Here is a 12560-nt window from a genome sequence, read left to right as displayed (position 1 = left end):
GTCCCGCAGGGGGAGCCACTTTTCAATTTAAGCATTAGCTTGAAAAGAATAAAAACAAAGTAGTTTTTCTCAATAGAGAATCACTGCGCACCGCCGACTTAGCTCAGTAGGTAGAGCAACTGACTTGTAATCAGTAGGTCACCAGTTCGATTCCGGTAGTCGGCACCATTCTTTAAAACCTCATCATCTGATGAGGTTTTTTTTCATCTCTCGCTTTCAAATATCATCGAATTTCATATTGGGCCACGCCAAAGATATAGTTTACAATGATAGCAATAAGCAGAATGCCTACAGTTTCATTAAATCACTGCATTTTATGCCATAGCTATGCACATGGTTTTCCCGCAAGCAAACTGACTCCGGCAAACTGCATATAACCCTACAGGTGTATAAATATTACGATAACAGGTTGCGCTAAAAATAATGGCAAGTATCAAACTCTCAGTAGAGCGCTTAACCGAAGGTTTATATATTAAGCTCCCCTTACAGTGGACTGATCACCCTTTTCTACTGAACCATTTTAAGATTAAAGATCACCAGCAAATCCGCCTTATCAAGAATCTGGGCGTTAAGTTTGTCTATCTAATCCCTGAAAAAAGTGACACTAAGCCACTTGACCCTGATACGCCGGTAGATGCCCTGACCGAAGATGAAAGCCACTTTCTTGATCGTCAGGCCGAGAAACTGTGGAAAGAAAAACAGGGACGCATCACCCGGCTGAAAAACTACAAACTCAAGCTACAACGCTGCGAGAAAAACTTTAACCGTTCAATGGGACAATTGCGCTCCATTGTCGGAAAAATCAAAAGTCGTCCTGTCACCGCTATTCAGGAAGCAGAAGGCCTGGTGGAAGATATGGTTGACGCTCTGCTTGAAAGCGACAGCATCGCTCTCCACCTGATGAATGATTCAAAAGAGTCGGAAGATATCTACTTTCATTCACTGAACGTCGCCATTCTATCGATGATGCTGGCCAAGTCCTGTGGCAAATCCGCAAGGGAAATCAAGACGATTGCTCTGGGTGCCCTGTTCCACGATATGGGGAAACTCAAAATTCCTTCTGCGATTCTGCGTAAAACAACGCCATTGACAGAACCGGAGCAGAATTACCTTAAGCTACACACAAAATACAGTCTGGATCTGGCCAACCTTGCCGAAAGCTTCCCGGAAGCAGCCAAACCCATCCTGAGCCAGCACCATGAACTGCTTGATGGCAGCGGCTATCCGAGCCAGCTTAAAGGTGATGAGATTGACAACAATGCCCAGTTAGTAGCCATTGTTAATGCTTATGACACGCTCTGCCACCCACAGGATCCGAACAAGGCCCGAATCCCTTACAGTGCTCTCTCCTACCTGTTTAAAAACAAGAAGGAGCAGTACAACAGCGATTACCTGGCCCTGTTTATTCGCCTGATGGGGGTTTATCCGCCAGGCAGTGTGGTCCAACTATCTAATCAACAGCTTGGCCTGGTGATTTCAGTTAACTCTGAAAGTCTGCTATTTCCGAATGTGCTACTCTATGATCCGTCAGTGCCTTCTAACGAAGCACCGATCATCGATCTGGAAGAAAGCGGTCTCAGGATTGAACAGGCAATCCCGCCGCACAAGCTGCCGGAAAACGTCCACACCTACCTCAATCCACGCATCCGAATGTCGTTCTACTTCGATGCCGATGACTAAGCCTAAAAAAATCGCCCGGTATAAACCGGGCGATTTACTATCAGTTTGAATGTAATTCACTGAAACTCAGTTCCAAGAGAACATATCCTTTATCCATCCTGCGGGCTTACTGCCATCACATCGAGAACGCAACGAGCCGTCCTTATCCCAGGCTGGCAAAGATTGATTCCCGGCGCAATCCATCGCTAAGGTACCGTTCGGCAGACGGTTATACTTAACCGTTGTTAGCTTCTTAGGCCAGGTCAGGCGCAATGGCTCAGGATGACGACGCTCCAGATAATTGTTGTAAAGACGCAGAGCTCCGGCAGAGCCGGTCAGGTTAATCGGCTTATTATCGTCACGACCAAGCCAGACAGTTACCACTTCCCGACCATCAATACCGACAAACCAACTGTCCCGCGCTTTGTCAGTTGTCCCGGTTTTACCGGCCAGCGCCGCCCAACCGAACTTAGGCTGCAAAAATCTAGCGGTTCCCTGACTGACCACATTCTTCATCCCGTAAGTTGTCAACCAAGCGGCTTGCTCCGGTACCACCTGTTTGGCTTTCGGATAGCTCTGGAACAATAGATTCCCCTGCTGATCGACAACTGCACGCAGCGCTGTCAATTCAGCCTTACGCCCACCGCTGGTGACTGACTGGTACATCTGGGTCACCTGGTACGGAGTCAGCGTAAAGGCACCTAGCAAAATTGATGGTAGTTTAGGGATTTCATTGCGATCCACGCCCAGCTGAACCATGGTATTGATCACCTGCTCCAGCCCAACCTGCATCCCCAGGTTGACAGTCGGAACATTCAGCGACTTCGCCAGGGCATAATACAGAGGCACCTCACCACGAAAGCGACGGTCATAATTTCGCGGCTTCCAGGCCGTTCCGCGACTTCCTTTGAGAACGATAGGCTTATCATCCACCGTTGTAGCCAGGGTGAATTTTTCAGGCTTGCGTAATGCAGCCAGGTAAACCGCTGGTTTCACCAGAGAACCAATCTGTCGGCTGGCATCCAGAGCACGGTTAAATCCGGCATAACCCGGCCGGCTGCCGCCAATCATCGCCCGGATTTCACCACTCTGGCGGTCAACCGCAACAATCGCGCTCTCAACCTTGGTTTTCGCTTTCTTATTAAGTTTCGGCACCATAGACAGCACAGCCTCTTCCGCTTTCTGCTGTGACAACGGATCTAAGGTACTGAACACCCTCAGGCCAATCCCCGGAGTAAAGTTATCCCCTACTTTCTGCTTCAGCTCACGCTGCAACTGCTGGAAATACGCCGGCTGGCGACTAGCAATCTTAGGGCGAGACTGAACATCCAACGGACGGGAAGCTGCCTGCTCGTACTGTGCACCATTCAGGATACCGTTATCCATCATCAGTCTCAGAACCAGATCCCGACGCTGACGCGCCCGCTCCGGATTACGCCACGGGTTGTAATAAGATGGTCCTTTTGCCATCCCCACCAACAGGGCCTGCTGATCAATACGCAGTTCCTGCAACGGACGGCCAAAGTACAACCTCGCCCCGAGAGCAAAGCCGTGAACCTCTTTCGCTCCGTCCTGCCCCAGATAAATTTCATTTAAGTACGCTTCAAGGATCCTGTCCTTGCTGTAGCGATAATCAATGATCAGGGCAATATAGGCTTCACTCAACTTCCGCAGCAGTGTTCGATCTCGGGACAGGAAAATGTTCTTGGCCAGCTGCTGCGTCAAAGTACTGCCGCCCTGCACAGTCCGGCCAGCTTTCAGGTTCACCACCAGCGCACGTAAAATAGCTAATGGTGAGACACCTTCATGGTGGTAGAAATCGCGGTCTTCGGTAACCAGCAAGGCATCAACCAGAACCTCAGGGAACCGCTCCCGCGGCAGGAAGATACGCTGTTCACCTTCTTTGGTGCCCAGCATCCCCAGCATCTTGGGTTCAATACGCAGATAGCCAAGCTGGCGCTTGGTTCCCACCTCAGAGATGCTCTTCAGCTCGTTATCAGCAAACGTCAGCATCACATGGCGAGCGCCCTCATGACCATCCTCGAATTCAAAAGGACGACGGTTCAGTTCAATCCGGGTTGAAGAAGACGAGTACTCACCTATCCGCTGCGGTGTCCTGACTTTATGGTACTGCAGCAAATCAAGCTCCCGGCGGATCTCATCCAGCGTCATCGCCTGATCCGGCTGTAAAGTCAGCACACGACCGTAAACGACCGCAGGCAGATTCCACAACTGACCATCGAACTTATCGCGAACCACATTATCCAGATAGATCCCGACAACAAGCAGTACAGCAACCACTGCAATCGACACTTTCAAACCAAAGCTCAACAACCATTTGAGCCACCGTGGCATTGATGATTGCTTCTTTCTGGTACTCTTTTTCTTGCCCCGCTTTGCCGGGCGTTTTCTGGTCGTTGTTTTAGCTGACTTCGCCGCCGGTTTACGCCGGGTCGTGGCGGGTTTCTTTTCTCCGGGCTTTTTCGTGTCCGGCTTTTTGGGTGCAGGTGCGGCAAAGCGAACTGGCAGCTTAATCATGGTGCTTTTCTTCATTCCCGAAATCCACTTCCTTGCCACAGGCATCAACGCCAATAACAAAGAAGTAAAAATAACAGGCCGCCCGTCCGGAGCGGCCATAGCAGATTACAGATACTTTTTAGTTTTACGTGTTGGCGCATGATTGGCAGGATCATCCGGCCACACATGCTTGGGATAACGTCCCTTCATCTCTTTTTGTACTTCACGATAAGAACCTTGCCAGAAAGCGGCCAGATCCTGAGTAATTTGTAATGGTCGCTGAGCCGGTGACAATAGCTCAAGGACCACAGGGACTTTCCCGTTGGCAATCACAGGAGAGCTCTTTTCACCGAACATCTCCTGCATCCTTACCGCCAGCGCCGGCTTTTGACCGGCCTGATAACGAATAGGGTAACGAGAACCAGTCGGCACCTGATAATGTGTCGGAAGCGCGGCATCCAGCGCCTGAGCTTTATCCCAGCCCAGGCGGGACTCCAATGCTGCAACCAAATCCAGCTTATCAAGGGCTTTTAGAGTCTTCATCCCATGCATAAACGGCAGCAGCCATTGCTCAGCTTCAGTCAGCAAGGTTGCCTCATCCATTACGGGCAACTCCAGCTCTGGCAGCCATTCAGCAGCGCAACGGGCTCTGAGCAACAAACTTTCTGCGCGATTGTTCCACGGCAGCACAGCCAAGCCTTTGCGGACAACCGCATTCAGCAGAGCTTCACTCGCCTTAGCCGGATCCGGTTCGCCCATAGGGGTTCGCAGCAGAACCAACTGACCACAACATAGGTGCTTTTCAGCGGTCAGGCGGCCTTTCTTATCATCCCAGTCCAGCCATTCCCGCTCAACAAAGAGGTGCGGCAATATATCCTGCAGTTGCTCCCCGTCAGCCGCAATAGCCGAAAATATCCGGCTGTCACCCTGACGGGTTTTCACGACATCCGCCACCACCAGCATGGCTTCATCTGCCATCGGCTCATCCGGCAACAGCATCGCGCCCTGGCCGTTGGCCAGCTGGTAACGCCCGTCACCGCCACGGGAAAGCGCTATTCGATCCGGGAAACCGGCAGCCATTAAAGGAGCAATCCACTCCGGTGCGACACTTAACGCCGACGATTTGGTGTCGGTCAGCTTAGTCAGATGTTGTTTCGCCCGCTGATGGTACTGTCCGCTTCGCGGTAATTTCCCCGCTTCCAGCAGGTTTAACTGAAAATGCAGATCCGGGTTATTCATTCCGCGCGGCGGATCTTCAAGCAGAGCCACCAGCAGAGCCGCCGTTGTCATTACTGCCGCTCCGTGCTGTTTTGCCATCAGCAATATTGCAGCATGGCGTGGGTCAGCACCAAGCTGCTGGATTTGCTGGCCTTTCTCTGTCAGCTGATAACGTTCATCCATCGCACCGAGGCTTTGCAGCAAACGCCTCGACTGCGCCAAAGACGGTGCCGGCGGCAAATCCAGCCAGCGCAACTCACCGGCATCACTGCAACCCCATTGCGCCAGCTCCATCGCAAGGCCAGTCAGATCTGCACGCATAATTTCAGCTTGCGGCACTGCTGGCTGTCTGGCAAGCATCTCTTCACTATACAAGCGCAGGCAGATACCCGGCTCCAAACGTCCGGCTCGACCGGCACGCTGCTCAGCAGAAGAGCGGGCAATTCGCACCGATTCCAGACGGCTGATCCCGGTTTTAGGATCCCACTGAGCGATGCGCTCCAGACCACAGTCGACAACCAAACGGATCCCTTCAATGGTCAAGCTAGTCTCAGCAATATTAGTCGCCAGCACGACTTTGCGCTTACCTTGTGGTGCCGGCATGATTGCCTGTTGCTGCTGTGTTGCACTAAGTTGCCCATATAAAGGAGAGACCAGCACATCCGCGCCAATTCTTTCTTCCAGCAATTCAGCCAGACGACGAATTTCCCCCGCCCCCGGCAGAAACACCAGCATTGAGCCGGTTTCGCTTTTTAGCAGGTTTTGTATTTCTTGAGCGGTACTTTCAAGGAGCTGTTTGCTGTCCACCACTGTTTTATATAGGTGTTCAACCGGATAACAGCGACCTTCAGATTCGATATATCCGGCTTCCGGCATCAAAGTGGTCAGCGCTTCAGCATCCAGTGTCGCTGACATCACCAGCAGCTTTAGATCGTCACGCAACGCTTCCTGCACCTCCAGTGCCAGTGCCAGTGAGGTATCAGCATGGATACTGCGCTCATGGAATTCATCAAAAATCAACAGGCCGATACCTTCCAGCTCCGGATCCTGTTGCAGCATCCGGGTCATCACCCCTTCAGTAACAATCTCCAGCCGGGTAGCAGCACTGATCCGGGTTTCCCCCCGGACACGGAGGCCAATCGTCTGGCCGACCTTCTCACCGAGCTGAGAAGCCAGGTAGGTTGCAATATTGCGGGCAGCCAGGCGACGAGGTTCCAGCATGATAATGCGCCCGTCGATACCGCCCTGCTGCAAAATAGCAAGCGGCAACCTGGTCGACTTACCGGCACCCGGCGGGGCCTTTAATATAAGCTGGGAACGAGATTGAAGCTGCTCAAGCAGCGGAGATAGAACGGCATCAATAGGCAGCTGTGACAATGTGAAAACCTTGTGTCATATTCAAATTACGCTGGACGCTATTGTACAAGAAAGTCGATTACCAGACCGAACATTTATCCGGCATATCAGCATACCGCTATCTATTGACGATACTAACGATTTCATTCACTCATCAACCGAGTCGAGTCATAATGAACTGTAAGAACGAACGTCTATTCTTTGCCCTGGCGCTGGATCAGCCCGCCGAAAACAGGCAGGCCTTCCGCCATCTTTGTCATTTTTCCAGCCAGCTTCCTGAAGGCGGGCGCAGGGTACCCAACCGTAACCTGCACCTGACCCTGGCTTTTCTCGGCCAGGTCACGCTGGAGCAAAAAAGCCTGCTGATAAACCTGACAAAGCAGATCTCAGTTAACTCGTTTACTCTCCATTGTTCACTATTGCGCTACTGGAAACGCAGCAAGATTCTCTGGCTCGGCAGCGAAGAAGCGCCACCACAGCTTTACCTGTTGGCGGATGAACTCAAATCAGCCGCTCAAACTGTCGGGCTAGAGCAAGATGAACGCGACTACATTCCGCATATCACCCTGAAAAAGCAGTTCCCCCGCCGTCCGGACCCAATGCCGCAAAGCCCACAGCTTTCCTTTCACTTTCAGCATTTTGGCCTGTATATTTCAGAACCCTGCCAGACGACACACGGCTCCGGCGTCCAATACCGGTGCCTACAGCAATGGCCGCTCAGGTGAACTCAGACATCAATGGGATAACTTAACAGGATAAACAATGAAATTTGACCAACCGTTACAGGCTGCTAAATTGATTAAACGCTATAAGCGCTTCCTCGCCGATGTCGAGCTCCCGAATGGCGAGGTAAAAACAATGCATTGCGCCAATACTGGCGCAATGACAGGTTGTGCCGAGCCTGGCAGCACGGTTTGGTATTCCACTTCAGATAACCCGAAGCGGAAATATCCCAATAGCTGGGAGCTCACTCAAACCAAGGAAGGACACTGGATTTGTGTCAACACGGCCCGGGCAAACCGCCTGGTCGAAGAAGCAATTAACAAGAAAGCCATCACAGAACTGCAAGGCTATTCGTCACTTCGAACAGAAGTAAAGTATGGTAGTGAAAACAGCAGGATAGACATATTACTTAGCGACGAAGACAAACCATCGTGCTACATAGAAGTTAAAAGTGTCACTTTGCTGGAAGAAAATGGTCAAGGATTTTTCCCGGATGCCGTAACCACCCGGGGGCAAAAGCACCTCCGGGAGCTGATAGAAGTGGCTCAACGCGGGGAAAGAGCTGTGCTGTTTTATGCAATTTTGCATTCAGGTATTGAAAAAGTATCCGCAGCACACCATATAGACCCGGACTATCATCAGTTGATAAAAGAAGCAGAACAGGCCGGTGTAGAGATCATCTGTTACAAAGCGGTATTGGACCAGAATGAGCTCTATTTGGACAATTGTATAGAATTCCGCCAAACCTCGTGAAAAATGATGCTTTCTTCACATTGGTATACAATAGGATATATGCAGTAATTGCCTCCAATTATCCTTTCTGCTATAGATTACCGCCCAATTTAACCAGTGACGGTTATTAGGTATATTAGGAGATGCTATATGCCAGAGAGCAAAGGTAAAAAATCGCTAGGCATCCTGGCTATTGCTGGGGTCGAGCCGTATCAGGAAAAAGCTGGCGAAGAATACATGGGAGAGGCGCAACTGGAGCACTTCCGTAAGATTCTAGAAGCTTGGCGCAATCAGCTTCGTGAAGAAGTTGACCGTACCGTAAACCACATGCAGGACGAAGCTGCAAACTTCCCGGATCCAGTTGATCGCGCGGCGCAAGAAGAAGAGTTCAGCCTGGAACTGCGTAACCGTGACCGTGAGCGTAAACTGATCAAGAAGATCGAAAAAACGCTGCAGCGCATCGAAGACGATGACTTTGGTTTCTGTGACTCCTGTGGTATCGAAATCGGTATCCGTCGCCTGGAAGCTCGCCCAACAGCCGAACTGTGTATCGACTGTAAAACGCTTGCTGAAATCAAAGAAAGACAGATGGCAGGCTAATACTGCGGTATTATATTCCATCAACCATTATTAAGGGGGAGCAGTTGCTCCCTCTTTCATTTCTACTGATTTGTTTATGAGTACAGAAAACCGCTATATCGGACGTTTTGCTCCTTCCCCGTCAGGCCCATTACACTTTGGCTCCCTAATCGCAGCTCTGGGTAGCTACCTCCAAGCTCGATCACAACAAGGATCCTGGCTGGTTCGTATGGAAGATCTGGATCCACCAAGGGAAATGCCTGGTGCAGCCGATGACATCCTGCGCACCCTGGAAGCATACGGACTACTGTGGGACGGCAATATCATGTACCAGAGCAAGCGCCATGACGCCTACCAGGCCCAGATCGATGCCTGGCTGCATGAACGAGAGGCCTACTACTGCCAATGTACCCGTAAACAAATCAAACTGGCCGGCGGTTACTACCCCGGAACCTGCCGCGAACTACACCAACAAACAGCTAATAGCGCTGTTCGGTTAAAAGTTACTACGCCTGTTACCCATTTTTACGATAAACTCCATGGCCGAATTGAGATCCCCGAGGCTCTGGCCCAGGAAGATTTCATCATTCACCGCCGTGATGGTCTTTTTGCCTACAACCTGGCAGTCGTGCTGGATGATATTGAGCAGGGCGTGACCGAAATCGTACGCGGTGCCGATCTGATAGAGCCTACCGGTCGGCAGATTAATCTTTACCGCCTTTTACAACATCCGGAAGTCAGCTACCTGCACCTTCCGCTGGCTGTAACTGAAAACGGTAATAAGTTATCAAAGCAAAACCATGCGCCAGCTATCGACAAGGCTAACCCGAAACCGGCCTTGCTTCAGGCGATGACCTTTCTCGGGATTAACCCGCCAGCCGACCTGATGGCCTGCAGCCTGGACGATATCCTGAAATGGGGTGCTCAGCACTGGCGTGTTGACCGGCTGCCCAAAACGACAGCGATCACACTAGCATTCTAAAATTGCCTGCCGTGATATATGATATGCGGCTGTTTGTTGAACCAGATCCACGAAAATGAGGTGTATTATCTTTAATCGAGTAGCCAGCTTTTGCCGTAAGGTATTGAATCGCGACAGTAGTACTCCCGCCAATGAGGAGCAGGCTTTGCAAATTTTTCAACGCCAAGAGCACGGCATTTCACGTAAAGATATCAGCGAAAATGCGCTGAAGGTACTTTATCGCCTCAATAAGGCCGGTTATGACGCCTACCTTGTAGGTGGTGGTGTTCGTGATCTGTTACTGGACAAACAACCGAAAGACTTTGATATAGCTACCAACGCAACACCGGAAGAGATCAAAAAGCTATTTCGCAACTGCCGCCTGATCGGTCGTCGCTTCCGCCTGGCGCATATCCTTTTTGGCCGTGACGTTATTGAAGTGGCAACGTTCCGTGGTCACCATGCCGATGCCAAACCAAATATTCGCAACAAACAGAATATTTCCGCGCAGAATCAGGAAGGCATGCTGCTGCGTGATAATGTCTACGGCACCATTGATGAAGATGCCGAGCGCCGAGACTTCACCATCAACGCGCTTTACTACAGTATCAAAGACTTTACTGTCAGCGACTATGCCAACGGTGTCCACGATCTGGAAAACCGTATTGTCCGCCTGATGGGCGATCCGGAAACCCGCTACCGTGAAGATCCGGTTCGGATGCTGCGTGCTGTACGCTTTGCAGCCAAGCTGGACATGGATATCGAAGAGAAGACAGCCGCACCTATCCATCAATTGTCGACACTGCTACAGGATATTCCTGCAGCCCGTCTGTTTGAAGAAAGCCTGAAGCTGCTTCAATCCGGTAACGGATTAGAAACTTACAAGCTGCTGCGCCACTACAACCTGTTCCAGCAACTGTTCCCGCTGCTGTCTGAGCACTTTACCGAAGAGCAGAACAGTCAGACCGAGCAGATGATCGAGCATATCCTGGCTGCAACAGACAAGCGCATCGTTGAAGATAAGCGGGTAAACCCGGCCTTCATGTATGCAGCTATGCTGTGGTACCCGATGGTGACTCGCGCAGAAGAAATCTCCTTTACCAGCGGCCTATCCTACTACGATGCCTTTATGGTGGCATCAAACGATATCCTGGATGAGCAGGTGAAGACGATTGCGATCCCTCGCCGCTTTACCACTACTGTCCGCGATATCTGGCAACAACAGATGCGTTTTAGCCGTCGTACCGGCAAACGTGCTTTCAAGATGCTGGAGCACCCGAAATTCCGCGCCGCTTATGATTTCCTTGAGATGCGCGCCCTGTTTGAAGGTGATGACATCAAAGAGCTGGCCGGCTGGTGGAATGAATTCCAGTCAGCAGATCGCAACAAGCGCGGCAAAATGGTGCAACTGATCAACGATGGCAACGGTGGCCAGCGTCGTCCACGTCGCCGTCGTCCTCAGCGTCGCAGAAGACCACAAGCTAAATCATCAGTTAAATCATCATGATCCGAGCTTATATTGCAATAGGCAGCAACCTGGGTGATCCTGTCGCCCAGGCCAACAGCGCTATCGAAGCGCTGAAAACCGTACCGGGAATCAAAGTCGTTGCCGAGTCATCTCTTTACAGCAGCACCCCGATGGGACCTCAGGATCAACCTGATTACATCAATGCTGTTGTCGCCATTGACACGACTCTGTCACCAATTGAACTGCTCGACCAGACCCAAGCTATCGAAATGAAGCATGGCCGGGAACGTAAGGACGAACGCTGGGGCCCGAGAACTCTGGACCTCGATATTATCCTGTACGGCGATCTGGTGCAGGAGACTGAGCGGCTGACCATCCCGCACTACGGTATGAAAGTACGTGAATTCGTACTCTACCCACTGGCAGAAATTGCCCCGGATTTAATCCTGCCTGACCAAACAGCACTGCAAACTCTGCTGTCTCAGGTAGATCGCAATGGCCTGTCTGTCTGGAATCAATAAGGCATTGTTATTAGGGAGATAAGTTTATGAAAAAGATTACTATCAACGATCTGATGAAATGGAAGCAGGAAGGTCGTAAATTTGCGTCAGTAACCGCTTATGACGCGAGCTTTGCCCAGCTGTTTGAACAGCAGGAAATGCCCGTCATGCTGGTGGGTGACTCTCTGGGCATGGTATTGCAGGGCAAACCGGACACCCTGCCTGTCAGCGTACAGGATATTGCCTATCACACCCGCTGTGTGCGTGCCGGCAGCCCGAATTCACTACTGATGGCTGATATGCCTTTCATGAGCTATAGCACACCGGAGCAAGCTTGTGAGAATGCTGCCGAACTGATGCGTGCCGGTGCCAACATGGTGAAGCTGGAAGGCGGAGCCTGGCTGGCTGAAACTGTTTCAAAACTGACAGAGCGTGCAGTTCCTGTCTGCGCCCACCTTGGCCTGACCCCTCAGTCAGTCAACATTTTTGGTGGCTATAAAATTCAGGGACGTGACTCTGACCACGCTGAGCAAATGGTAAAAGATGCTATCCTGTTGAAAAATGCAGGCGCACAAATCATTTTACTGGAATGTGTCCCGGCCCGTCTGGCGGAACGCATTACCAAAGCTGTCGAAGTACCAGTGATTGGTATCGGTGCGGGTAACGCGACCGACGGCCAAATCCTGGTGATGCATGACATGTTCGGTATCTCCGCCAACTATATTCCACGCTTCTCAAAGAACTACCTGGCAGAAACCGGCGAGATGCGTGCGGCTGTTACCAAATACCTAGAAGATGTCGAGGCCGGGACGTTCCCTGGCCCAGAACATACCTTTGAGTAAGGAAT

11 protein-coding genes and 1 tRNA gene are annotated in these 12560 nt (G+C 51.1%); 10 read left to right on the top strand and 2 right to left on the bottom strand.

The features are described from left to right. Positions 1–92: 92 nt before the first annotated feature. Both C942_RS08140 and C942_RS08135 read left to right on the top strand, forming a co-directional pair. Positions 93–168: transfer RNA gene (locus C942_RS08140), tRNA-Thr, on the top strand. A gap of 255 nt (positions 169–423) precedes the next feature. After that, positions 424–1680 (top strand): HD-GYP domain-containing protein, encoded by a 1257-nt coding sequence (locus C942_RS08135; RefSeq protein WP_007464500.1) that lies wholly within the window; start codon positions 424–426, stop codon positions 1678–1680. A gap of 66 nt (positions 1681–1746) precedes the next feature. On the opposite strand, the gene mrcB is transcribed toward C942_RS08135, so the two are convergent. After that, positions 1747–4014 carry a penicillin-binding protein 1B gene (mrcB, locus tag C942_RS08130; RefSeq protein WP_007464498.1) on the bottom strand — a complete coding sequence of 756 codons (2268 nt, stop codon included), beginning with the start codon at positions 4012–4014 and terminating at the stop codon, positions 1747–1749. Here mrcB and C942_RS25490 point away from each other — a divergent pair. Then, positions 3998–4339 (top strand): hypothetical protein, encoded by a 342-nt coding sequence (locus tag C942_RS25490; protein WP_232428153.1) that lies wholly within the window; start codon positions 3998–4000, stop codon positions 4337–4339. The two genes, mrcB and C942_RS25490, sit on opposite strands and share 17 nt — an antisense overlap. Here the strand turns inward: C942_RS25490 and hrpB are convergent. Then, entirely contained in the window at positions 4303–6771 is a 2469-nt protein-coding gene (hrpB, locus tag C942_RS08125; protein WP_007464494.1) for an ATP-dependent helicase HrpB, read from the bottom strand. The genes C942_RS25490 and hrpB overlap by 37 nt on opposite strands. Before the next feature lie 152 nt (positions 6772–6923). On the opposite strand from hrpB, the gene thpR reads away from it, so the two are divergent. From thpR to panB, 7 genes are all read left to right on the top strand, one after another. Further along, positions 6924–7475 (top strand): RNA 2',3'-cyclic phosphodiesterase, encoded by a 552-nt coding sequence (thpR, locus tag C942_RS08120; protein WP_007464492.1) that lies wholly within the window; start codon positions 6924–6926, stop codon positions 7473–7475. A gap of 37 nt (positions 7476–7512) precedes the next feature. Further along, the gene (sfsA, locus tag C942_RS08115; RefSeq protein ID WP_007464491.1) at positions 7513–8226 is read left to right on the top strand and encodes a DNA/RNA nuclease SfsA; all 714 of its coding nucleotides are present in this window, start codon (positions 7513–7515) and stop codon (positions 8224–8226) included. 129 nt (positions 8227–8355) lie between these two features. Continuing rightward, entirely contained in the window at positions 8356–8805 is a 450-nt protein-coding gene (dksA, locus tag C942_RS08110; RefSeq protein ID WP_007464489.1) for an RNA polymerase-binding protein DksA, read from the top strand. Between the two features lie 76 nt (positions 8806–8881). After that, positions 8882–9766 carry a tRNA glutamyl-Q(34) synthetase GluQRS gene (gluQRS, locus tag C942_RS08105; RefSeq protein ID WP_036799256.1) on the top strand — a complete coding sequence of 295 codons (885 nt, stop codon included), beginning with the start codon at positions 8882–8884 and terminating at the stop codon, positions 9764–9766. Between the two features lie 103 nt (positions 9767–9869). Beyond that, the gene (gene pcnB, locus C942_RS08100; protein WP_036799274.1) at positions 9870–11252 is read left to right on the top strand and encodes a polynucleotide adenylyltransferase PcnB; all 1383 of its coding nucleotides are present in this window, start codon (positions 9870–9872) and stop codon (positions 11250–11252) included. Further along, positions 11249–11734, top strand: a complete 486-nt coding sequence (gene folK, locus C942_RS08095; RefSeq protein WP_007464485.1) for a 2-amino-4-hydroxy-6-hydroxymethyldihydropteridine diphosphokinase — start codon at positions 11249–11251, stop codon at positions 11732–11734. The genes pcnB and folK overlap by 4 nt, the downstream gene beginning before the upstream one ends. Before the next feature lie 26 nt (positions 11735–11760). After that, positions 11761–12555, top strand: a complete 795-nt coding sequence (panB, locus tag C942_RS08090) for a 3-methyl-2-oxobutanoate hydroxymethyltransferase (RefSeq protein WP_007464483.1) — start codon at positions 11761–11763, stop codon at positions 12553–12555. The last annotated feature ends 5 nt before the right edge of the window (positions 12556–12560 follow it).

The organism is Photobacterium marinum, assembly GCF_000331515.1.
Taxonomy (GTDB): Bacteria; Pseudomonadota; Gammaproteobacteria; order Enterobacterales; family Vibrionaceae; genus Photobacterium; species Photobacterium marinum.
The sequence above is the reverse complement of the archived record's forward strand: the minus strand, read 5'-3'. Positions and strand labels throughout refer to the sequence as shown.